Origin of the sequence: Maccoyibacter intestinihominis (assembly GCF_040096355.1) — a bacterium.
Taxonomy (GTDB): Bacteria; Bacillota; Clostridia; order Lachnospirales; family Lachnospiraceae; genus Maccoyibacter; species Maccoyibacter intestinihominis.
The window spans coordinates 97,745-118,773 of the sequence record NZ_JBBMEX010000003.1 but is presented as its reverse complement, the minus strand read 5'-3'; the positions used below and the strand labels follow the sequence as shown (position 1 = coordinate 118,773).

General features: G+C 52.6%; 25 protein-coding genes and 1 pseudogene. 25 read left to right on the top strand and 1 reads right to left on the bottom strand.

Annotated elements, in window-relative coordinates:
* The first annotated feature begins 36 nt into the window (after window positions 1-36).
* The 22 genes and pseudogenes from WMO43_RS04310 (at window position 37) to WMO43_RS04205 (ending at window position 18,373) form a co-directional block, all read left to right on the top strand.
* The gene (locus WMO43_RS04310) at window positions 37-576 is read left to right on the top strand and encodes a hypothetical protein (protein WP_349085417.1); all 540 of its coding nucleotides are present in this window, start codon (window positions 37-39) and stop codon (window positions 574-576) included.
* 195 nt (window positions 577-771) lie between these two features.
* Window positions 772-2,352 carry a MobQ family relaxase gene (gene mobQ, locus WMO43_RS04305; protein ID WP_349085416.1) on the top strand — a complete coding sequence of 527 codons (1,581 nt, stop codon included), beginning with the start codon at window positions 772-774 and terminating at the stop codon, window positions 2,350-2,352.
* Between the two features lie 66 nt (window positions 2,353-2,418).
* Complete coding sequence (locus WMO43_RS04300) at window positions 2,419-3,063, top strand: CHC2 zinc finger domain-containing protein (RefSeq protein WP_025544160.1); 645 nt, start codon at window positions 2,419-2,421, stop codon at window positions 3,061-3,063.
* The gene (locus WMO43_RS04295; protein WP_008394605.1) at window positions 3,032-4,369 is read left to right on the top strand and encodes a virulence-associated E family protein; all 1,338 of its coding nucleotides are present in this window, start codon (window positions 3,032-3,034) and stop codon (window positions 4,367-4,369) included. Before WMO43_RS04300 ends, WMO43_RS04295 begins: the two co-directional genes overlap by 32 nt.
* Window positions 4,370-4,611: 242 nt before the next feature.
* Entirely contained in the window at window positions 4,612-4,809 is a 198-nt protein-coding gene (locus WMO43_RS04290) for a hypothetical protein (protein ID WP_002595176.1), read from the top strand.
* Window positions 4,810-6,480: a recombinase family protein gene (locus WMO43_RS04285; protein WP_055262334.1), complete on the top strand. Its 1,671-nt coding sequence runs from the start codon at window positions 4,810-4,812 to the stop codon at window positions 6,478-6,480. It abuts the gene before it with no gap.
* A gap of 90 nt (window positions 6,481-6,570) precedes the next feature.
* Window positions 6,571-6,654 (top strand): annotated as a pseudogene (locus WMO43_RS04280) (Maff2 family mobile element protein); the annotation flags it as partial.
* A gap of 41 nt (window positions 6,655-6,695) precedes the next feature.
* Entirely contained in the window at window positions 6,696-7,562 is an 867-nt protein-coding gene (locus WMO43_RS04275) for a VirB6/TrbL-like conjugal transfer protein, CD1112 family (protein WP_270188265.1), read from the top strand.
* A gap of 42 nt (window positions 7,563-7,604) precedes the next feature.
* Window positions 7,605-8,246, top strand: coding sequence for a septation protein SpoVG family protein (locus WMO43_RS04270; protein WP_195380126.1), 642 nt, complete (start codon window positions 7,605-7,607; stop codon window positions 8,244-8,246).
* A 9-nt stretch (window positions 8,247-8,255) separates the two neighbouring features.
* The gene (locus tag WMO43_RS04265; RefSeq protein ID WP_055246811.1) at window positions 8,256-8,909 is read left to right on the top strand and encodes a DUF7007 domain-containing protein; all 654 of its coding nucleotides are present in this window, start codon (window positions 8,256-8,258) and stop codon (window positions 8,907-8,909) included.
* Window positions 8,910-8,953: 44 nt separating this feature from the next.
* On the top strand, window positions 8,954-9,340 hold the full coding sequence (locus WMO43_RS04260; protein WP_003500106.1) for a PrgI family protein: 387 nt from the start codon (window positions 8,954-8,956) through the stop codon (window positions 9,338-9,340).
* A complete protein-coding gene (locus tag WMO43_RS04255) occupies window positions 9,258-11,687 on the top strand; it encodes a VirB4-like conjugal transfer ATPase, CD1110 family (RefSeq protein ID WP_371316253.1) in 2,430 nt (809 codons plus the stop codon). Before WMO43_RS04260 ends, WMO43_RS04255 begins: the two co-directional genes overlap by 83 nt.
* A gap of 279 nt (window positions 11,688-11,966) precedes the next feature.
* Window positions 11,967-13,634: a C40 family peptidase gene (locus WMO43_RS04250; RefSeq protein WP_055246813.1), complete on the top strand. Its 1,668-nt coding sequence runs from the start codon at window positions 11,967-11,969 to the stop codon at window positions 13,632-13,634.
* Between the two features lie 22 nt (window positions 13,635-13,656).
* Window positions 13,657-13,923, top strand: coding sequence for a DUF4315 family protein (locus tag WMO43_RS04245; protein ID WP_005927622.1), 267 nt, complete (start codon window positions 13,657-13,659; stop codon window positions 13,921-13,923).
* A complete protein-coding gene (locus WMO43_RS04240; protein WP_012741676.1) occupies window positions 13,910-14,557 on the top strand; it encodes a DUF4366 domain-containing protein in 648 nt (215 codons plus the stop codon). The genes WMO43_RS04245 and WMO43_RS04240 overlap by 14 nt, the downstream gene beginning before the upstream one ends.
* Window positions 14,558-14,559: 2 nt before the next feature.
* Complete coding sequence (locus tag WMO43_RS04235) at window positions 14,560-14,751, top strand: hypothetical protein (protein WP_330413212.1); 192 nt, start codon at window positions 14,560-14,562, stop codon at window positions 14,749-14,751.
* Window positions 14,752-15,153, top strand: coding sequence for a cysteine-rich VLP protein (locus WMO43_RS04230; protein WP_055650129.1), 402 nt, complete (start codon window positions 14,752-14,754; stop codon window positions 15,151-15,153).
* A 132-nt stretch (window positions 15,154-15,285) separates the two neighbouring features.
* A complete protein-coding gene (locus tag WMO43_RS04225; RefSeq protein WP_202615304.1) occupies window positions 15,286-15,876 on the top strand; it encodes a defense against restriction DarA-related protein in 591 nt (196 codons plus the stop codon).
* 12 nt (window positions 15,877-15,888) lie between these two features.
* Window positions 15,889-16,071: a DUF4316 domain-containing protein gene (locus WMO43_RS04220; protein ID WP_003500078.1), complete on the top strand. Its 183-nt coding sequence runs from the start codon at window positions 15,889-15,891 to the stop codon at window positions 16,069-16,071.
* Window positions 16,071-16,412 (top strand): plasmid mobilization protein, encoded by a 342-nt coding sequence (locus tag WMO43_RS04215; protein ID WP_005927607.1) that lies wholly within the window; start codon window positions 16,071-16,073, stop codon window positions 16,410-16,412. The genes WMO43_RS04220 and WMO43_RS04215 overlap by 1 nt, the downstream gene beginning before the upstream one ends.
* Before the next feature lie 175 nt (window positions 16,413-16,587).
* Entirely contained in the window at window positions 16,588-16,878 is a 291-nt protein-coding gene (locus WMO43_RS04210; RefSeq protein WP_154252646.1) for a CD1845 family protein, read from the top strand.
* 79 nt (window positions 16,879-16,957) lie between these two features.
* On the top strand, window positions 16,958-18,373 hold the full coding sequence (locus tag WMO43_RS04205) for a relaxase/mobilization nuclease domain-containing protein (protein ID WP_353530171.1): 1,416 nt from the start codon (window positions 16,958-16,960) through the stop codon (window positions 18,371-18,373).
* Between the two features lie 169 nt (window positions 18,374-18,542).
* Here the strand turns inward: WMO43_RS04205 and WMO43_RS04200 are convergent, their stop codons facing one another.
* A complete protein-coding gene (locus WMO43_RS04200; RefSeq protein WP_055650131.1) occupies window positions 18,543-18,902 on the bottom strand; it encodes a helix-turn-helix transcriptional regulator in 360 nt (119 codons plus the stop codon).
* A gap of 153 nt (window positions 18,903-19,055) precedes the next feature.
* Here WMO43_RS04200 and WMO43_RS04195 point away from each other — a divergent pair, with 153 nt between their 5' ends.
* The 3 genes from WMO43_RS04195 to WMO43_RS04185 are packed head-to-tail and all read left to right on the top strand — an operon-like array spanning window position 19,056 to window position 20,969.
* Window positions 19,056-19,244 (top strand): helix-turn-helix domain-containing protein, encoded by a 189-nt coding sequence (locus WMO43_RS04195; RefSeq protein WP_110435694.1) that lies wholly within the window; start codon window positions 19,056-19,058, stop codon window positions 19,242-19,244.
* Entirely contained in the window at window positions 19,237-19,923 is a 687-nt protein-coding gene (locus WMO43_RS04190; protein WP_113993195.1) for a response regulator transcription factor, read from the top strand. The genes WMO43_RS04195 and WMO43_RS04190 overlap by 8 nt, the downstream gene beginning before the upstream one ends.
* 8 nt (window positions 19,924-19,931) lie before the next feature.
* Window positions 19,932-20,969, top strand: a complete 1,038-nt coding sequence (locus WMO43_RS04185) for a sensor histidine kinase (RefSeq protein WP_113993194.1) — start codon at window positions 19,932-19,934, stop codon at window positions 20,967-20,969.
* The last annotated feature ends 60 nt before the right edge of the window (window positions 20,970-21,029 follow it).

Sequence of the window (21,029 nt, the reverse complement as noted above, 5' to 3'; positions counted from 1 at the left end):
TTGTGAGAAATTTTATATTGCGAGGAGGAAATAACAGTGCTTACATTACAGGAACTCCTTAACGGAGTGAAATGTTTAGATGAAAATACACTGGCTGAATTGTCGGATAAATTATGGGAATTGGGGACATTAGATGATATAAAAGAAAAAGTGACCCCTGAACTTTTTACCTTGCATATTTGTATGAATATGGTGGGGAATTGGCAATGTGATGGTTGGTGGTATATTATTTGTGAACAGGTAAAATTAGTTCCGTTTATCCCAGAAGCATTAAATGCTTTAGGATTATTCACCCTGAAAACAGCATTTGAAAAGGTTATATCCTGTTTTCCCCAAGATACAATTTTTACTGATGATAATAACTATATTGACACCGTTAATTTTCTGCAAAATAACAGGTTTAAGGTATCAAATAAAAAATTAAATTCAATCTCTCTCGAAAAAAGAAAAGAAATGGTAAAAAAGACTCGTCATTGTATTGAAGAATTAGAACAGTTAACAGAGCCTTTATGGGGATATGCCAGTGAAAATAATGGGTGGAAAATTGTGCTTGACTACATTTCCGCTCATAAATAATATAAATTAACCAGTTCCAGTTTGCCACCCACACATCGGGTCAACTTGTCCTGAACTTTTACAACTTAATACCCGCCGCCCACACAGCGGCACACCAAGCAGGAAATCTGAAAAAGGTATCCTGCTTTTTTTCTGCCCAAAATGAGGTGGTAAAACGCCACCCCATCCACCAATCACAGAAAGGAGGAACACGAAATGCCCTGTCCACACAACGAAATCACGATTGTTCAGCGCAGCCAACAGCAGTCTGCGATTGCCGCCGCTGCTTACCAAAGCGGCGAAAAGCTGTTCTGTGAATACGACCAGCAAGTGAAGCACTACCCGGAAAAGCGTGGTATCGTCCACAATGAAATCCTGCTCCCGGCAAATGCCCCACAGAAATATGCAGACCGCAATACCCTATGGAACGCCGCCGAAGCGGTGGAGAAACAATGGAACTCCCAGCTTGCAAGGCGGTGGGTGCTTACCATCCCCAGAGAGATACCGCCTGACCAGTACGCTGTCCTTGTCCGGGAGTTCTGCCAGCAGCAGTTTGTTTCCAAAGGCATGATTGCTGATTTTGCAATCCATGACCCCCATCCGCCGGGACACAATCCCCACGCCCATGTCCTGCTCACTATGAGGGCAATGGACGAACATGGGAAATGGCTTCCCAAGAGCCGCAAGGTTTATGACCTTGACGAGAATGGGGAACGGATCAAACTTCCGTCCGGCAGATGGAAAAGCCACAAGGAGGATACGGTTGACTGGAACGACCAGAAGTATTGTGAAATCTGGCGGCATGAATGGGAGGTCATCCAGAACCGCTATCTGGAAGCCAATGACCGCCCGGAGCGTGTGGACTTGCGTTCCTATGCCAGACAGGGGCTTGATATAGTCCCTACTGTCCATGAGGGAGCTGCTGTCCGGCAGATGGAAAAGCGAGGTATCCAGACGAATATCGGAAACCTGAACCGGGAAATCAGAGCCGCCAACAGCCTGATGAAGTCCATCCGGCAGCTCATCCACAACCTCAAGGGCTGGATTGCCGAGCTGGGCGAAAAACGGAAAGAGCTGCTTGCACAAAAAGCGGCGGAGGAAGCAACGCTTCTCCCCAACCTGCTGATGAAATATATGGAGATACGAAAGGAAGAACGAAAAAGCTGGACGAGGGCTGGACAGAACCGGGGGACTTCACAGGACTTAAAGGCAGTCAGCGAAGCCCTGTCCTATCTCCGGCAAAAGGGGCTTTCCACTGTGGAGGACTTAGAAGCGTTTCTGGAATCTTCCGGGAAATCAGCCGCCGATTACCGCAATCAGATGAAGCCAAAGGAAGCCCGAAGCAAAGTGATTGACAGGCTTCTTGCCAGCCGGACAGACTGCAAGGAATGTAAGCCTGTCTATGAGAAGTACCAGAAGATATTTTTCAAGAAAACAAAGGAGAAATTCAAACAGGAACACCCGGAGGTTGCCCGGTATGCGAAAGCCGCCGCCTACCTTGCCAAGCACCCGGACGATAAGGACAGCACCCAAAAGGAACTGCAAGAGGAGCAGGAAACGCTTCTGGAAGAAATTGCAGCCCTGAAAATACCGTTGACCGAGGTACAGGAGGATTTGAAGAAGCTGCGGGACATCCGCTACTGGGTACGGAAAGCCACCCCCGGCACAGAAGAAAGCAAAGAGCCGCCCAAGAAGCAGCCCCTCAAAGAAGTCTTGCAGGATAAGGCGGACGAGAAAAAAGCACAAAGAACTGTCCCGGCACAGACGAAACACAAACAACAGGATATGGAACTTTAACAGGCACTTGCCATTTTCAGATTGAGAATGATAAGTGCCTTTTCTTTTTTACAAGGAGGAATTGATTTGAATGTATTTGAAGCTGTGAAGCAGTCCGTTACGACAAGACAGGCTGCGGAGCATTACGGAATCCGGGTAAACAGAAACGGGATGGCTTGCTGCCCGTTCCACAACGATAAGACCCCCAGCATGAAGCTGGACAAGCGTTTCCACTGCTTCGGATGTGGTGCAGATGGGGATGTGATTGATTTTGTAGCTGCCCTGTACGGGCTGGGGAAAAAGGAAGCCGCCGCACAGTTGGCGAGTGACTTCGGGCTTGCCTATGAGGACTGGAAGCCACCGGGCAGGGCAAGGAAGCCCAAGCCCCGGCAGAAATCCCCGGAAGAACAGTTCCGGGAAGCAAAGGCACATTGCTTCCGTGTCCTTGCCGATTATCTACACCTCTTACGGGTATGGAAAACCGACTATGCCCCGCACTCCCCGGAGGAAGCGTTTCATCCCCGGTTCGTGGAAGCCTTGCAGAAGCAAGCCCATGTGGAATATCTGCTGGATGTGCTGCTGTTCGGGGAGACAGAGGAAAAAGCGGTTTTGATTATGGACTACGGAAAGGATGTGATACAGCTTGAACAGCGAATGGCAGAGCTTGCAGCCGCAGACGCAGCAAGAACTAAAAAACACCATGAACGCCATGCAGCCGCCCCAGAGCGTTGAGGAAGTAAAGGCAACTCTGGAAACCACCGAGAAAGGCGGCGTCCGCCAGAGCATACGGAACTGCCTGACCGTATTCCAGCGTGACCCTGTGCTTGCCGGGGCAATCGCCTACAACATCCTGACCGACCGCAAGGACATCATAAAGCCCATCGGTTTTCACAGAGAAAGCACAGCCCTGACCGATACGGACATGAAGTATCTGCTTCTCTATCTGGAGGAAACCTACGGGCTTACCAGTGAGAAAAAGATTGAAACCGCCATCGGGATTGTGGCGAATGAGAATAAGTACCACCCCATCCGGGATTTTCTGAACAGCCTTGCATGGGACGGGACTGAGCGCATCCGCTTCTGTCTGCGGCACTTTCTGGGAGCTGATGTGGACGATTACACCTATGAAGCCTTGAAGCTGTTCATGCTGGGGGCGATTACAAGGGCATTTAAGCCCGGAAGCAAGTTTGAAATCATGCTGTGTCTGGTAGGCGGTCAGGGGGCTGGCAAATCCACCTTCTTCCGGCTGCTGGCAGTCCGGGACGAGTGGTTTTCCGATGATTTGCGGAAGCTGGACGATGATAACGTGTACCGCAAGCTGCAAGGTCACTGGATAATTGAAATGTCGGAAATGATGGCAACCGCCAATGCCAAGAGCATTGAGGAAATCAAGTCCTTTCTAAGCCGCCAGAAAGAGGTTTACAAAATTCCCTATGAAACTCACCCGGCAGACCGCCCCCGTCAATGCGTGTTCGGCGGCACTTCCAACGCCCTTGACTTTCTCCCCCTTGACCGTTCCGGCAACCGCCGATTTATCCCGGTCATGGTGTACCCGGAGCAAGCCGAGGTTCACATTTTGGAGGACGAAGCCGCTTCCAGAGCCTATATCAGCCAGATGTGGGCGGAAGCAATGGAGATTTACCGAAGCGGCATGTTCAAGCTGTCATTCAGCCCAGCCATGCAGCGGTATCTCAAAGAACACCAGCGGGATTTTATGCCGGAGGACACCAAAGCCGGGATGATACAGGCTTACCTTGATAAGTACACCGGGGAAACGGTCTGCTCCAAGCAGCTCTACAAGGAAGCCTTAAACCACACCTTTGATGAGCCGAAGCAATGGGAAATCCGGGAAATCAACGAGATAATGAACCAGTGCATTACCGGGTGGAACTACTTTTCCAATCCGAGGATGTTTGCGGAATACGGCAGACAAAAGGGCTGGGAGCGTGAAATCCCGGCAACGGACACCGACAACCCGCCCGAAAAATCTATGGACGGTTTTGTGGAGGTCACAGAGCAGATGGAGCTTCCATTCTGAAAATGACAGCCCGTTGCCGACTTCGTTGCTATCCCGTTGCCGAGCCGGTTGCCGGGGAAAATCCCTTATTTCCGGGCTTTTTCCCTCTCTGACAACCAAAACAACAGAAAAATAAAAGAAAAGTATAAATAGTAATCAACGCCAGATTGAGATTGTTTGCAAGGTCTTTTGAAGCCCGTTGCCGGACTTCGTTGCCGACCGTTCTCTGTCTGGCTATTTTCATGTATGGAGGATAACTGCCTATGGCGAAAAATAAGACCAAGATTGAAGTGACAACCGTATTTGACGGGGAACTGGACGCCACCGATGTGTTCGTCAGCCTGATTTCCCAGAAATACGGCAAAACAAATACAAAAGAATATCTTGCTAAAAAGAAAGATTTGAAGTATAATGAAGATGAGGTTCAACAGAGCCAGATACCGTCTGGATTGTGTGGGTAAATGGCTATGATGAACGAAATGGAATACAGAACAATCGGTTCAGCACTTGCCGGGGGCTATCGTGCGGCGGTCTATTGCAGGCTGTCAAAGGACGATGACCTGCAAGGCGAAAGTGCCAGTATCGCAAACCAGCGTGATATGCTGGAAAAATACTGCGAAAAGCAGGGATGGGAGGTTGTGGCAGTCTATCAGGACGATGGCTTCACAGGTCTTAATATGGAGCGTCCTGATTTACAGAGAATGTTGAGAGCCATTGAGCGCAGGCAAATCAACCTTGTCATCACGAAAGACCTCAGCCGACTGGGGCGTAACTATCTGCAAACCGGGCATTTGATTGAGGACTTTTTCCCAAGAAACGGTGTCCGCTATATTGCCATGAATGACGGTATCGACACCCTGCGGGATAACAACGACATCGCCCCGTTCAAGAATATCCTGAATGAGATGTACAGCAAGGATATTTCCAAGAAAGTCCATTCCTCTTATCTTCTGAAAGCGCAGAAAGGACAGTTTACCGGGTGTCTTGCCCCGTTTGGGTATCGGAAAGACCCGGAGGACAAAAACCATCTGCTCATTGACGAGGAAACCGCCCCGATTGTGCGGCTGATTTTCGGATATGCCCTGAACGGTCATGGTCCGAACTATATCCGCAGACGGCTGGAGGAAGAAAAAATCCCCTGCCCCACATGGTGGAACCGGGAACGGGGGCTTCGCAACACCCGAACCAAATGGGAAAAGAAAGACCCGGAAAACGGGCGGTATATGTGGGACTTCTCCGTTATCAAAGACCTTTTGATGAATCCCGTCTACACCGGTGCGATTGCTTCCCAGAAAAAAGACTACCGTTTCAAAATCGGCACAATTGGGGAAAAGAAGCCGGAGGACTGGATTGTGGTGGAGGGACAGCATGAACCGCTGATTGACCGCATGAGCTTTGACATTGTGCAGAACAAGCTGAAATCCCGCCAGCGTCCGGGGCAGACCGATGAAATCAGCCTGTTTGCCGGATTGTTAAAATGCGGCGAGTGTGGGAAGTCGCTGACGGTACGCTACACAAACGCAAAACATCCCCAGCGGATTTATTCCTGCAAGACCTACAACGCCTTTGGAAAGAACCACTGCACCCAGCACCGGATTGACTATGACACCCTTTACAGCCATGTGCTGCGGAAAATCCGGGAATGTGCCAGAGCTGCCCTGATGGACGGGGAAGCGGTTGCCGACCGCCTGACCAATACCTGTGAAGCAGAGCAGCGGGAACAGCGGGAAGCAATGGAACGCTCCCTTACAAGGGACGAGGAACGGATTGAGGTTCTGGACAAAATGGTCATGCGGCTTTATGAGGATATGATTGCAGGGCGTATCAGTGAGCAGAATTTCAACACCATGCTGGAAAAGACACAGACCGAGCAGACGGAGCTTAAAGCAAAAGTGTCCGAGGGCAGAAAGCGGCTGTCTGATGAAGTCCAGCTTGCCAATGACGCAAAACAATGGGTGGAAGCCATTCAGGAATATGCCAACATCACAGAGCTGGACGCAGCCACCCTTAACCGCTTAATCAAAGAAATCGTCGTGCATGAACGCATTGACGAAGATAAAACAAGACACATTTCTATCGAAATTCATTTTAATCTCAAACCCATCCCGGAGGTGGAACAGGTCACTGCCTGACCTGTCCCGCCGGGACGGTTCTCTTAAAAACACCATATAGATTTTTTGTACGCCGCCGCCCGCCATCGAGCAGAGTTTTACACCTAATTGGGGATAAAACAGCTCATGGCAGGCGGCGGTGTCGTTCTGATCGGCCTTCAGCTTATCCCTCTGCTGTCCGGCCTGTTCAGCTAAGTGTCACCCGTTGTCCCTTTTTCCAGAAAAGGAGCTGATGTATGGACTTTATCATCGACGCAATCGTTGAATGGCTGAAAGGTCTGCTCGTCGATGGTATCATGGGAAATCTGGACGGCCTTTTCGATAACGTCAATCAGAGCGTTGGCGAGATCGCCACACAGGTAGGCACGACCCCGGCGGACTGGAACGCCGGGGTCTTTTCCATGATACGACAGATCTCCGAAACTGCCATTCTGCCAATCGCCGGGGTCATCCTCACTTTTGTTATGACCTATGAACTGATACAGATGCTCATAGAACGCAACAACCTCCATGAAGTTGACACATGGATGTTTTTTAAGTGGGTGTTCAAAACCTTTGTGGCTGTGATGATCCTGACGAATACCTTCAATATCGTGCTGGCGGTCTTTGATGTGAGCCAGCATGTGATACAGCAGTCAGCGGGCATTATCCAGAACGGGACAGAGATCACGCCGGATGTGCTGGACAGTCTGCGGACAGAGCTTGAAGCGATGGAGTTAGGCCCTCTGTTCGGACTCTGGCTACAATCCTTCCTGATCCAACTTACCATGATTGCCTTAAACATCGTGATCTTCGTCATCGTATATGGCCGTATGATTGAAATTTATTTACTCACAAGTTTAGCGCCTATCCCGTTTGCCACAGTCCCCAACAGGGAAGCCGGACACATGGGGCAGAACTATTTCCGCTCCCTCTTTGCTGTGGGCTTTCAAGGCCTATTGATCTTAGTCTGTGTCGCCATCTATGCGGTGCTGATCCAGAGTATCGCCACCGACGGCGACCCCATCGGGGCGATCTGGGGCTGCGTGGGATATACGGTGCTGCTGTGTTTTACCTTATTCAAAACAGGCAGTCTTGCAAAATCCATCTTCGGCTGCCATTAAGAGACTTCGGGCCATGCTGACCCGAAGCGGAAAGGAGGCGGTATGCCTCGGCGTTACAAACAGGGTGCGGACGGACAGCCGCACCCGGCTTTCTATGGAAAGCTCCCCGAAGAATTTTCTAAAGCAGACACCATGCGCTTTATGGTGGAAACCGATCTGAAACTGTCCGGGTGCGTATCGGCGGACACGCTGGCGGCACTCCGGGCGGAAGGCTATGACTACAAGGACGGGAACCTTGTTCCCGCCGGAAAGGAGAAAACCATGCAGGAAAAGGTTGCAAACACCACCCCGGCCGCACCGTTGAAGCTGGATGTAAGCGTGCGGGTCATCGAACCTGTGAAAAATCTGATGGGCTTTGCCAGCGTGAAATTCAATGACTGCTTTGTGGTGGAAAATCTGAAAATCGTACAGGGCAGCAAGGGCCTCTTTCTTGGGATGCCCAGCCAGCCGGACGGCAAAGGCGGCTATCGGGATATGGCCTACCCTGTCACAAAGGAGTTCCGGGAACAGCTCAATACTGCTGTTCTGCAAGCCTATGAGGCAAAGCTGGAACAGATGGCGGAGCGCGGCTCTGTGGGGCGTGCGTCCATCAGCGACCAGCTCAAAGCCGGAAAAGCGGCTGCCGAACAGGCAAAGGCAGAACGGCCTCCGAAGGAAAAGCCCAGCCGCAGCGCAGAGCGTTGACCTCGGGCCATGCTGGCCCGAAGCAGAAAGGAGGCGGAAACCATGCCACGCAAACGGACGGGCTATGACGCAGCCTGCTATTACGACGGAAAACTGCTGGGCCGCTGTACCAAAGCGGACAGCGATGCCTATACCCTGTTGATGAACGCCTGCGGCGGGGACGCCGCCCGTGTCCTGCGGGAATACGCCTACTTTTCCCCGGAGCTGAAGGCCATCTTGGAAAAGGCGGCTCTCATGCAGGCGGACCGGAACCGGACGGGCGGAATGTTCCATGCGCCGAAAAGCTCCCCGTGGGGCGAGGTGCAGAGCTGTGAAGTTCTCTGTCCGGGGGTGTTTCTGGTATCTACCGCCAGCCACGGCGGAACGATGGTGGCAAACGAGGTAGCCGCCGTTCTCTCCCCAGCGGCCAAAAAATGCGGCTTCAAGGACAAGGGCTATATCTGCTATGAGGAGGACGCACAGGAAAGCGTAGTGCTCCGGGAGCTGCTGGACAAAAAGCTGTGGAAAATCCCTGACCGCATTAAGGACAAAGGACAGTTTGAAGAAAAACTCAATCAGTCCATCCGGCAGTATCACCCCGAATACTGGCGGGCAAGGCAGAGCGGACGAGAGGCCGCCGAAGCTGCCCGCAGCACAGCCCCGGCCAAAGAGGCCGCAAGATAACCTCGGGCCATGCTGGCCCGAAGCAATAAAGGAGGTGTACCAAAATGGCCTATGTGCCAGTACCAAAAGACCTTTCCAAAATCAAGACAAAGCTGGCCTTCAACCTAACGAAGCGCCAGCTTGTTTGTTTTTCCAGCGCGGCGGCGGTGGGCCTCCCGGCTTACCTGTTTTCCCGTGGCAGTATCGGGAACAGTGCCGCCATGTTCCTGATGATCGGCCTCATGCTCCCGTTCTTCTTTCTGGCTATGTATGAGCGGGACGGCCTGCCGCTGGAAAAAGTGCTGAAAAACATCATCCGCACCCGGTTCCTCTATCCCCGGGTGCGGCCTTACAAAACCGAAAACTTCTATGCGCTGCTTAGCGCAAGAAAGGAGGCGCAGCCGATTGCGAAACAGCAGAAGGGCCGGAAAGCCCGCAGGCAGAAAGCCTGAAAAGCAGGGCCTTACCGGCCTGTTCACGAAAGGAAAGAACATTCCCACCACCGCCCAGCAGACCCTCCCTTACCGGGAAATGTACCGGGACGGAGTGTGCCGGGTAGCGGACCGCTATTACACCAAAACCATTGAATACGAGGACATCAACTACCAGCTCGCACAGTCCGAAGATCAGGCGGCCATCTTTGACGGGTGGAGCGCCTGCCTTAACTACTTTGACAGCAGCCTTCCGTTCCAGCTTTCCTTCCTCAACCACCGGAGCCGCCCGGGCAGCCGGTACAGCGTGAACATCCCCATGCAGGACGATGATTACAACAGCGTCCGGTGTGAGTATGTGGAAATGCTGGAAAACCAGATCGCCAAAAGCAACAACGGCATTGTCCGCACAAAGCTCCTGACCTTCGGCGTGAACGTGGACGACCTTCCCACCGCCAGGGCAAGGCTGGAACGTGTAGAGGCGGACATTTGCGGGAACTTCAAAAAGCTGGGCGTCAAGTGCCGCTCCCTTTCGGGGCTGGAACGGCTGGAGCTTCTTCACGGGCAGCTCCACCCCGGCAGCGGCTCCCCCTTCCGGTTTTCATGGGATATGATCCCCAAAACCGGGCTTTCCACCAAAGACTTTATCGCCCCGGACAGCTTCGACTTCCGTTTCAGCCGTCTGTTCCGGGTGGGGACGACTTGGGGCGCCGCCTCCTACTTGCAGATTTTGGCCTCGGAGCTCTCGGACAAGCTGCTGGCGGAGCTTTTGGAAATGGATGCGGAAATGACCATCACTCTCCATATCCAAACCGTCGATCAGGCCGCCGCCGTAAAATCCATCAAGGCCAAAGTCTCCGACATTGACAAGATGAAGGTGGAGGAACAAAAGAAGGCAGCCCGGTCAGGGTACGACATGGACATACTTCCGCCCGACCTCGTAACATACAGCAACGACGCAAAGACCCTTCTGGAAGATTTACAGAGCCGGAATGAAAGAATGTTCCTGCTGACCTTCCTTGTGGTAAACATGGCCCCGACCCGCCGGGAGCTGGACAATGACCTGTTCACGGTGTCCGGTATCGTCCAGAAATACAACTGCACCTTGAAGCGGCTGGACTTCCAGCAGGAGGATGGTTTTCTTTCCAGCCTTCCGCTGGGCCATAACGGCATTGAGATCAAGCGCGGCATGACGACAAGCTCCACGGCCATTTTCGTTCCCTTTATGACGCAGGAGCTCCGCATGGATGGCGAAGCCGTCTATTACGGGCTCAACGCACTTTCCCATAACGTCATCATGGCAAACCGGAAGAAGCTCAAAAATCCCAACGGCCTGTTCCTCGGCGTGCCGGGCTCCGGCAAATCCTTTGCCGCAAAGCGGGAGCTTGTGAACGTGTTCCTTGCCACCCGTGACCGGATCATTGTGGTTGATCCGATGGGCGAATATTCGCCCCTTATCAAGCGGCTGGGCGGACAGGTCATCGAGATCGCCCCGGACAGCCCCCACCACATCAACCCGATGGACATTGATTTGAGCTTCGACGAGGAAAACCCGATGGCGCTGAAAGCCGACTTTATTCTGTCGCTGATGGAGCTGATCGTTGGCGGCAAGGACGGCTTGCAGCCGGTGGAGCGTACCGTCATTGACCGCTGTGTACGCCAGATGTACCGGGAACACTTGCAGGACCCGGAAACAAGCAAAATGCCGACCCTCCAAACCCTGTATGACCTGCTCTGTTCCCAGCCGGAGGGCGAGGCGGTACGGCTGGCAACTGCCCTTGAAATTTATGTGTCGGGTTCTCTTAACGTGTTCAACCATGAAACCAATGTGGACTTGAACCGCCGTTTGGTATGCCTTGACTTAAAAAAGCTGGGGGCCGGGCTTCGGACGATTGCCATGCTCATTATGCAGGACTTGGTAAACTCGCAGGTGTCCATGAATTTCCTGCGTGGTATCGCTACATGGTGCTACTTCGACGAGTTCCATGTGCTGCTCCGTGACCGTCTGACGGCAAGCTATTGTGTGGCGATCTGGAAAATGCTGCGAAAAAAAGGGTGCGTTCCGAGTGCTTTAACGCAGAACGTAAAGGATTTTCTGGCAAGCCCAGAGATTGAGAACATCTTTGAAAACTCGGACTTCCTTGTGCTGCTCTCGCAGGCACAGGGGGACCGGCAGATTTTAGCTAAACAGCTTGGGATCAGCCCCCACCAGCTTTCCTATGTGACCCATACCAATTCCGGCGAAGGGTTGCTGTTCTTCGGGAATACCACCATCCCGTTTGTTGACCGCTTCCCGCAGAATACCGAGCTGTACGCCATTATGACCACCCGCCCGGAGGACAAAAAACAGGAAATGAACCGGGCATAACACACTTCGGGCCATGTTGGCCCGAGGTTTGGAAAGGAGGGATACGTCATCGGAAAGAAACCGGACAAACGGAATTTTCAGAGGCCGGGGCCGACGGAGGATACCGGGGGCAATCGCCCCGGACCGGCTGAACGGGAAGGACCTTCCCACGCACCATCCCGGCGTCTGCGGTTTGAGGACGAGGATACCGGACAGGACAGCCCTTCGGGCCATGATGGTCTGAAGTCCAAAAGCGGTAAGTTTCAAGAGGACAGCCGGAAAAGCCGTCCCTCTGACCGCATGAGGCAGGAGGATGAAGCGGACGGGCCGCAGGATACCGGCAAGGCACAGGAGCCGGAGGGCTCCGCCGAGAAGGTCGGGAGCAAAAAGGGCAAGTACCAGAAAGCACAGGCAAAAGCGGAACACACCGGGGAAAAGCTGGGAAAGGCCCGGGAGAAACTGGACAAGACCGAGGCAAAACGGGCAGCGAAGAAGCCGCCGGGGCTTGCAAAAAAGGCAGTCCGGGGAGCCCGTACAGAAGCGTGGTTCTATGTCCACAACAAGATACACGAGGTTGAGCATGAAAATGTGGGTGTGGAAGGAGCCCATAAATCCGAGCTGGCCGCAGAGGCCGGAGCCCGGAAACTGACCCGCTATGCCAAACGCCGCTGGCGGGAACACCCAGCCCGGAAGGTGGCAAAGTGGGAACGGAAGGACATAAAAGCCCGGGCCAATGTGGATTTTCAGAAGATGGCCTCCGAGCACCCGGAACTTGCCAGCAATCCGCTTTCCCGTGTGCAGCAGAAATGGAAACTGAAACGCCGGTATTCCAAAGAGGCAAAAGCGGCTGCAAAACAGGGCGCAAAGGCCGCAAAGAAAACCGCTGCCGCTTCGGGAACTGCGACCCGGCGGGCGGCGCAGTTTGTGACCCGTCATCCCGTGGCGGTGCTGGTCCTGCTCCTGCTGTTGCTGCTCTGTTTTCTTGTGTCGGCGGTAAGTTCCATTTTCCCCACGCTTGGCAGCGGCCTTGCCAATGCGTTATCCGGCACCTCCTACGCCTCGGAGGATACGGACCTGCTGGGGGTGGACGAGGACTATACAGCGTTGGAAAACGAGCTGGCGCAGACGGTGGCGAACATTGAAAGCACCCATCCCGGCTATGACGAGTACCGCTATTCCGTGGACGAGATCGGCCATAACCCCTATGAGCTGGCATCCTATTTCTCTGCAAAGTACCATGTCTATTTCCGGGAACAGGTGCAGGACGAACTGCGGGAGATTTTCGAGGCACAGTATGAGCTGACCTTGACGGAGGAAGTCGAGATACGCTACCGCACCGAAACCAGCACCGACCCGGAGACCGGGGAAACCACCACCGAGGAAGTCCCCTATGAGTATTACATTCTCAATGTGACCCTCACAAACAAGACGCTGCCTGCCGTGATCCTGCCGAGGCTTAACGAACAGCAGCGGGAAATCTACACCGTTATGCAGCAGCTCAAAGGCAACAAACCCTATCTGTGGGAAGGGATTTACAACGGCGGCGAAGATACCGGCCCCAGCTATGAGATACCCGGCGAGGCGCTGGATGACCCGGCTTTTGCGGCGCTCATGGAAGAAGCCACAAAGTACATCGGCTGGCCCTATGTGTGGGGCGGCTCCAGCCCGTCCACCTCCTTTGACTGTTCGGGCTTTGTCTGCTGGGTGTACACGGCCAGCGGCGTCCACAACCTGCCCCGTACCACGGCGCAGGGCATTTATAACCAGTGCGCTATCATTTCCCCCTCCGAGGCAAAGCCCGGCGACATTATCTTTTTCACGGGAACCTATGACAGCCCCGGCCCTGTGTCCCATGTGGGGATTTATGTGGGCGACGGGATGATGCTCCATTGTGGTTCGCCCATCCAATACGCAAACATCAATTCAAGCTACTGGCAGACACATTTCTATGCCTTCGGGCGTTTGTGAGCCAGAGGAAAGGAGTCCTTGCATGAACAAGATCGACAAGCTCGATAAGGAACTGGAAAAAGCCCGGGAGAAGGCTGCCGAGTGGCAGGCCAAAATCCGGGAGCTGGAAAAGCAGAAACAGGAGGAAGAAAACAGCCAGATCGTGCAGGCGGTGCGCTCCCTTAAACTGACGCCCGCCCAGCTGATGGCATTTCTGAATGACCCCAAAAACAGCCTTACCGCTTCGGGCCATACTGACCCGAAGCCGGAGGCACCCGAAAAGGAGGACACAGCCCATGAAGAAAACTAAATACCGCAGGCTGGCGGCGATGGCTGCCAGCCTTTTGTGTTGCCTGATCTTTACGGTCCCGGCCTACGCCCAGAGCAGCGAGCCACAGCCGGAGACAGCTCCCGCCCCGGCGGAAACCGAAGCGGAGCCGGAAACACAGAACCCCTTTACCCCGGACGGGACGGGAACCGTGGTGGACAACGCCACCGACGAGGACGGTAAAGAGTTTTACACCATTACCACAGCAGACGAGAGCGTGTTTTATCTGGTGATCGACAAACAGAAAACCAGCGAGAACGTCTATTTCCTCAATACCGTTACCACAGACGACCTTCTGCCTCTTGCCGAACAGGGTAAGGAACCGCCCAAAGAAGTGACCCCGGAGCCAGAGCCAAAGCCCACCGAACCGGTGGAGGAAGTACCGGAATCCGAGCCGGAGAAAAAGGACAGCCCCCTTCTCTCTCTGCTCCTGATCGGTGCGGTGGTGCTGGCCGGCGGTGGGATTGGTTACTATTTCAAGATTTACAAGCCGAAGCATGAAGCCCCGGATTTGGAAGATGATTACTGCGAATATGAGGACGGGGAGCTGGAGGAGATCTCAGAGGAACCCGATGACGAAGATACCCCGCCATGGGAGGAAGATACGGAGGAATGAGAATGAATTTTACAAGCAGCCCTTTTGAACGAATGATGAAGGAAGTACCGCACCCCGGCTGGAACAATGACGACCCTTGTAAGGGATGCCGTTATTACAAGGAGTGCAAAGGAAAGAAAAAACAGTGCCGGAAGAAGTTCCGGGCGCTGATCGTGGAGCCCCGCCCTTCGGGCCATCGTGGCCCGAAGTCTTAAATGGACGCCCGGGAGCTGACCCGTGACGAGAAGAAGAAAATCCGCACTCTGGTCACGGGGATGTGCGCCAACTATGACCGGGAAAGCGGCCTGTGCCTTCCTCTTGACTGTGCCTGCTATATGCTGCACAAGTGCTGGACAGGGGCGTACTGCCGTTACTTCCGTGAGGCTGTCCTGCCCCTTAACCCAGAGCTTCAAGCGGCGCTGACAACGGAAGGCATCTCCCCGGAGCTGCGGGCCTGTGCGGTCTGCGGAAAGGCATTTTTGCCCGAGGGGCGTCAAGCCTACTGCTCCGACGCCTGCAAGGCCGAAGGGAACCGACGGAAAAGCCGGGAACGCATGAGGAAAATGCGGGAGAAAAGGCCGGGCGGCTGTTACGATTTGCCGCCTCCAAAGGCTTGACATTCCGGGCTTTTTTGAGGGTGTTTCCGGGGTGGGAATATCTTATTACATTCCTCCCCGGTCTGCCCTCTTATTTCGTAACATCCAGCACTTCGGGTCATGTTGGCCCGAGGCACAGAAAGGAGGAATCTCTTGGAGACAGTACAAGGATATGTGATTTTGAAAGCTGCCACCTTTGAAACCGGACACGGCTTTGCGCTGGGGCATAATCCGGGAGCGCCGAGCCCCTTTGTGACCTGGCAGTTTACCGAGGGGGAAAACGGCCATCGGGATTACTACTGGGGCCGCTATGGAACCAGTCAGGCGTGGGCGCAGAGGGACTTTGACCGCCGGGTGGACGACTATCAGCAGTTTTACCATGCGGCGGTCAAGCATACCGAGCTGGGACCGGAGGGCGTTTACCGCTATTATTCCACCCAGCGGCCCGTGGACATAGGAACTTACCCGAAGCCGCCGGATAACCAGCCTCTTTCCATCGTCAACTACGATGATGACAGGCGGCGTCCTGTGGCAGACGGCAGGCTGATGGCATGGGGCGAACTGACCTACGCAAAGCCGCTGACCGAAAAGCAGATGGAGGATTATGAGCTGAAACCAGCACCGGGCAATCCTGACCGGGTGCGCCCATCCATTACTGCCCGGCTCAAAGATGAAACCAGAGGGCAGGAACCCCCGAAGGAACCCGGCCAGAAGCGAAACCATAAAAACCATGAGGAACGATAAAGGAGGATCGCCATGCACGAAAAAGACAACTATCTGAAAACCGCCGAGCTCTCCACAGAGCAGAACTGCAACATGATCGACGGCGTACCCAACAACACGCCCATCCCGCCCACGCCCCCGGAGTTGGACGCAAAACCGCTGGATAAGGTAAAGGAGCCCAAAGAACGCCGGAAAGGCCGGGAGCTGGAACGCTGATGGAGAACCGCAAGCGGAATGTCCATCTGCACGTCATGGTAACACCGGACGAGCTGGCGGCCATCCATGAGCGGATGGCCGAGGCGGGCATTTCCAACGCCGGGGCTTATGTACGGAAAATGGCTCTGAACGGGTATATCCTGCACATCGACCTTACGCCCGTAAAAGAGCTGATCTCTCTGCAACGGCGCTGTTCCAACAATCTCAATCAGGTCGCCGTACACGCACACACCTATGGCGTGTACCCGGAGGAAATCGACGGATTGAAGCGGGACTATGAAAAGCTGTGGGGCGAGGTGTCAAAGGTGTTGCGGGAGCTCTCCGAGCTGGTGGCAAAGTAAGACGAGGGCGGCAGGCTTCCGTTACGGGGCTTGCCGCCCTGCTCTTTTTTTACCACTTCGGGCCAGTATGAGCCGAAGGTTTGGGACAGGATTTACTAATCTTTCGCAACATTTATGTCCCCGGGCAGGCATGATAAAATAGAGGTAGGAAGGATAGATAAAGGAGGTTTTGAAGATGAAGATACTGCTGAAAATATTGGTTGCTCCCTTTGCTTTAGCGTTGTGCCTTCTGGCGGCTCTGCTGGTGTTCCTGTTTGATATTTGTGCCGTCCTGCTGACGATTGCCTCTGTGATCCTGACGGTGCTGGGTGTCGCTCTCTTTTTCACGCCGACGCCCATAGGCGGGATTGTATTTCTGTTTCTTGCCTTCCTTCTTTCGCCGTATGGACTGCAAGCGGCGGCGGGCTCCCTTCTTTGGGCGCTGGACGGAGGCAAATCCGCTCTGTACCGGTTTCTGGCAAGTTAAGCAGCCTCGGGCCATACTGGCCCGAAGTCGGGGCGGTCTGAATGGGCCGCCCCTTTCTCATGGAAAGGAGGAATGATTTTTGGCTACCACAACTTTGTTACAGCGCCATGCGGGCGAAGGCGAAACGATTGCTGAGGCTATCCGGGATTGTCTGGACTATGGCAAGGACCCGGAGAAAACAGAAAGCGGAAAGTATATCTCCGCTTATGAATGTGATCCGGCCACCGTGGCGGACGAGTTCCTTTTGGCAAAGGCCAGCTATGCCGCTATGACGGGCCGGGAACAGAAGAAAGAAAATAATGTGCTGTGCTATCAGATACGACAATCCTTCTATCCGGGCGAGATCACCCCGAAGGAGGCGAACCGTATCGGCTATGAGCTGGCTATGCGCTGGACAAAGGGGCGGCACGCTTTTATCGTTACCACGCACACCGATAAGCAGCACATCCATTGTCACATTTATTACAACTCCACCACCCTTGACTGCGCCCGGAAATTCCGAAACTTTTGGGGCTCCAGCTTCGCCCTTCGGCGGCTCTCTGACAGGCTGTGCCTTGAAAACGGGCTGTCCATTGTAGAGAACCCGAAGCCCCGGAGCAAGGGCAAGTATCGGAACTATGGAGAGTGGCAGAAAGACCGGAAAGGGCCGCTTTCCTATCAGGACAGGCTGCGCCTTGCCATTGATACTGCGTTGGCGGAACGCCCCGCTGATCTGGACGAATTTCTCAATTTGATGAAGCGGGCCGGGTATGAGGTCAAGACGGTTCGGGGCGGCGGTATCAGCTTCCGGCTGACCGGGCAGGGACAGGAACGCTTCACCCGTCTGCGTGCCTCCACGCTGGGGGACGGCTACGACTTGCAAGATGTTCTGTCCGCCATTGAGGGCAAAGAAAAACGCCCCGGGCGCTCGGAGCGGAAAATCAGTCTGGCGGTGGATATTCAAGCAAAGCTGGCTGCCGGTAAGGGGCCGGGATATGAACGCTGGGCGAAGGTATTTAACATTAAGCAGATGGCCGCCGCTCTTGCCTATATACAGGACAATAACCTGACCGATTATGAGCAGTTGGCACAGAAAGCCACCGAGGCGGCAGACCGTTTCCATGTTATTTCCGAACAGGTCAAGCAGACGGAGCAGGCCATGAAAACCAATGCCGGGCTAAAGGCCGCAACGGTTCAGTATGCCAAAACCCGCCCAGTCTTTGAGCAGTATAAGGCGACGAAGTACAGCCGGAAATTCCTTGCGGAGCATGAGGCCGCCCTTGAACTGTACCGGGCTGCACAAGCGGAAATGCGCTCTCTGCTGGGCGGGGCGAAGCTCCCTAAAATGGATGTGCTGAAGGAGGAAGGCCGCAAGCTCACAGCAAAGAAAAAACAGCTCTATGGAGAATACCAGAAGGCACGACGGGATATGCAGGAGATCGTCACGATCAAGGCGAACATTGACACTCTGATGGGCTACACCGAGCCGGGAAGAAAGCAGGAAAAGGAGCGTTAAGGTTATGAAAATAAGGAGCAAAGCGACGCTGACACTTCGGGCCATGTTGGCCCGAAGATACGGGTTTGGGGCGAGCCCCAACAAGCCGCCTTTGTGCCACTTGTGGCCACAGAGGCATTGCTTGCCACTTAGCGGCACCCCCGAAAATGGCGCAAAAAAACAGAGGCCCTTATTCTGGAACCTCCGTTTCTCTGGCTTTCTTAATGCCCTCGGCTGTGGCTTCTATTACAACAAGCTCTTTTTCATTCATAGAATTTAGGAGCACATCAATGTGCTTTCTGCAAGAGCTTGACCTTGCCCCTCCGTCCGCATGAATAAACTGGTCAACTGAAACGTCAAACATGGTAATGAGTTTAACAAAAAGGTCGAAACTGGGATACTGACCTTTGTTCTCAATATTCATAATGGTACGGGAGTCACGGTCTACTAATTCCGCAACATAGGCTTGTGTCCATCCCTTTTCTTCTCTGGCTCGTTTGAGAGCCGCCCCGAGGCCGTGAAAGTCAAACCTTCTTTCTTCTTGGTTCATTCTCATATCACCCTATATCATTGTACATTTCGGGTCTGGTTATGAGAATGTAATGAGATTTTACACAAAGTAGTATTTCATTTCATCAATATGCAGCCTCCAACTTGTACTGTTCGAGATAAAGAACTATAATGTACTCTGTGGAGGTGCGAAATGGACTATATGACATTGAAAGAGGCCGCCGAGAAGTGGGGCGTGACACCTCGTAGGGTAAATTATTATTGTGCTGGTGGGCGTATCCCCGGCGCTGTGAAAATGGCCGGTGTTTGGCTGCTCCCTAAAACTGCGGAGAAGCCGATTGATGGTCGAACAAAACAAGGAAAGGTAAAAAAGTATGAGTAATATATTACTTCTTGAAGATGATCTAAGCCTGATTAACGGGCTTTCTTTTGCTTTCAAAAAGCAGGGATTTGAATTAAATATCGCCAGAACGCTCAAAGAAGCGGAGGAATTGTGGACAGACGGAAAATATGATTTGTTGGTGTTGGACGTATCTCTGCCAGATGGGTCTGGCTTTGAATTTTGCAAAAGAGTTCGACTTACATCAAAGGTGCCAATTATTTTTCTGACGGCTTCGGATGAGGAAACAAGTATTATTATGGGGCTGGATATTGGAGGTGATGACTATATCACAAAACCGTTCAAACTGGGGGTTCTCGTTTCAAGGATTAACGCCTTACTTCGACGTGCAAATTCTTTTCAAACAGCAGACACAGAATTGCAGTCGAATGGCATCAAAGTTCTTTTGCTGCAAGGACAGGTTTTCAAAAATGGGGAGCTGTTGGATTTGACTGCCGCGGAATACAAGCTACTGTGCTTGTTTATGAGAAACCCAAGCATGGTGCTGACAAAGGGACAAATTTTAGATAAGCTATGGGATTGCGACGGGAATTATATCGACAGTAGTACCCTTACGGTCTATATGCGTCGGCTTCGTATGAAGATCGAGGATAATCCAAGTGAACCACAAATGCTCCTGACTGTTCGAGGTATGGGATATAAATGGAATATTATCGGGTGAGGTACAGAATGAAGATACTGGCAAATAAAGAAATCAAAAATCTATTTCTTTCGCTTTCACTGGTTTTTGGGGTTACATTTCTCTTAGCCGAGGTTTTTCTATGGCTGTCATATCGACGGCTTTCTCTGTTATTGCTAATCCTTTTTCTATTGGCTGGCGGTGCTGTATGGGCAGTCTGCTTTGTATATTTTAATCGGCAAAATCAGATCATGGAGCAGGCGATATTACAAATCAATGCGTATCTTGATGGTGATCGCAATGCCCGTATTGAATGTGACAATGAGGGCGAATTGTACCGACTGCTTCATTCCATCAATTCTTTAGCGGCAGTGTTAAATGCCCATGCAGATAACGAGTTACGAGAGAAAGAGTTTTTGAAAAATACAATCTCCGACATTTCACACCAACTGAAAACACCGCTGGCAGCACTCAATATTTATAACGGACTCCTTCAAGACGAGGATATAGAAGTGTCCTCCGTGAAAGAATTTGCGGGTTTGTCTGAGCAGGAACTTGACCGTATCGAAACACTGGTGCAAAGTCTGCTCAAGATTACAAGATTGGATGCCGGAGCCATTGTCTTGGAAAAGAACGCAGAAAATGTTGCAGATATGATGCGGGATATTGAACTGCATTTTGCATATAGAGCCAGACAGGAAAAGAAAGAAATCATTCTGTCTGGCTCGGATCATCTTTCTCTTTTTTGTGATCGTGATTGGTTGAATGAGGCAATCGACAATATTGTGAAAAATGCGTTTGACCATACAGAAAGTGGTGCAACAATTCGTGTTGCGTGGAACGAGTTGCCGTCTGGTGTCCAAATTGTGATAACGGATAATGGATGCGGCATCCACCCAGAGGATATACATCACATCTTCAAGCGGTTTTATCGCAGTCGTTTTTCTAAGGACAAGCAAGGGATTGGACTGGGATTACCTTTGGCAAAGGCAATCGTTGAAGCACATAACGGCACCATTGAGGTTGACAGCGAATTAGGTATCGGGACAACTTTCACAATGAATTTTCTGATTCCTACAAAATTGTAGGCTGGCTGTAGGCTTACAGTAAGATTCAGGTGCTATTCTCTCACACATAGGCAGGACAAA

What these genes read in the sequence shown, in the direction of transcription:
- mobQ (WP_349085416.1), top strand. Translation starts at nt 772, where the DNA reads ATGCCCTGTCCACACAACGAAATCACGATTGTTCAGCGCAGCCAACAG.
- WMO43_RS04295 (WP_008394605.1), top strand. Translation starts at nt 3,032, where the DNA reads ATGAACGCCATGCAGCCGCCCCAGAGCGTTGAGGAAGTAAAGGCAACT.
- WMO43_RS04290 (WP_002595176.1), top strand. Translation starts at nt 4,612, where the DNA reads ATGGCGAAAAATAAGACCAAGATTGAAGTGACAACCGTATTTGACGGG.
- WMO43_RS04285 (WP_055262334.1), top strand. Translation starts at nt 4,810, where the DNA reads ATGGCTATGATGAACGAAATGGAATACAGAACAATCGGTTCAGCACTT.
- WMO43_RS04275 (WP_270188265.1), top strand. Translation starts at nt 6,696, where the DNA reads ATGGACTTTATCATCGACGCAATCGTTGAATGGCTGAAAGGTCTGCTC.
- WMO43_RS04270 (WP_195380126.1), top strand. Translation starts at nt 7,605, where the DNA reads ATGCCTCGGCGTTACAAACAGGGTGCGGACGGACAGCCGCACCCGGCT.
- WMO43_RS04265 (WP_055246811.1), top strand. Translation starts at nt 8,256, where the DNA reads ATGCTGGCCCGAAGCAGAAAGGAGGCGGAAACCATGCCACGCAAACGG.
- WMO43_RS04260 (WP_003500106.1), top strand. Translation starts at nt 8,954, where the DNA reads ATGGCCTATGTGCCAGTACCAAAAGACCTTTCCAAAATCAAGACAAAG.
- WMO43_RS04255 (WP_371316253.1), top strand. Translation starts at nt 9,258, where the DNA reads ATGCGCTGCTTAGCGCAAGAAAGGAGGCGCAGCCGATTGCGAAACAGC.
- WMO43_RS04250 (WP_055246813.1), top strand. Translation starts at nt 11,967, where the DNA reads ATGAGGCAGGAGGATGAAGCGGACGGGCCGCAGGATACCGGCAAGGCA.
- WMO43_RS04245 (WP_005927622.1), top strand. Translation starts at nt 13,657, where the DNA reads ATGAACAAGATCGACAAGCTCGATAAGGAACTGGAAAAAGCCCGGGAG.
- WMO43_RS04240 (WP_012741676.1), top strand. Translation starts at nt 13,910, where the DNA reads ATGAAGAAAACTAAATACCGCAGGCTGGCGGCGATGGCTGCCAGCCTT.
- WMO43_RS04235 (WP_330413212.1), top strand. Translation starts at nt 14,560, where the DNA reads ATGAATTTTACAAGCAGCCCTTTTGAACGAATGATGAAGGAAGTACCG.
- WMO43_RS04230 (WP_055650129.1), top strand. Translation starts at nt 14,752, where the DNA reads ATGGACGCCCGGGAGCTGACCCGTGACGAGAAGAAGAAAATCCGCACT.
- WMO43_RS04220 (WP_003500078.1), top strand. Translation starts at nt 15,889, where the DNA reads ATGCACGAAAAAGACAACTATCTGAAAACCGCCGAGCTCTCCACAGAG.
- WMO43_RS04215 (WP_005927607.1), top strand. Translation starts at nt 16,071, where the DNA reads ATGGAGAACCGCAAGCGGAATGTCCATCTGCACGTCATGGTAACACCG.
- WMO43_RS04210 (WP_154252646.1), top strand. Translation starts at nt 16,588, where the DNA reads ATGAAGATACTGCTGAAAATATTGGTTGCTCCCTTTGCTTTAGCGTTG.
- WMO43_RS04200 (WP_055650131.1), bottom strand. Translation starts at nt 18,902, where the DNA reads ATGAACCAAGAAGAAAGAAGGTTTGACTTTCACGGCCTCGGGGCGGCT.
- WMO43_RS04195 (WP_110435694.1), top strand. Translation starts at nt 19,056, where the DNA reads ATGGACTATATGACATTGAAAGAGGCCGCCGAGAAGTGGGGCGTGACA.
- WMO43_RS04190 (WP_113993195.1), top strand. Translation starts at nt 19,237, where the DNA reads ATGAGTAATATATTACTTCTTGAAGATGATCTAAGCCTGATTAACGGG.
- WMO43_RS04185 (WP_113993194.1), top strand. Translation starts at nt 19,932, where the DNA reads ATGAAGATACTGGCAAATAAAGAAATCAAAAATCTATTTCTTTCGCTT.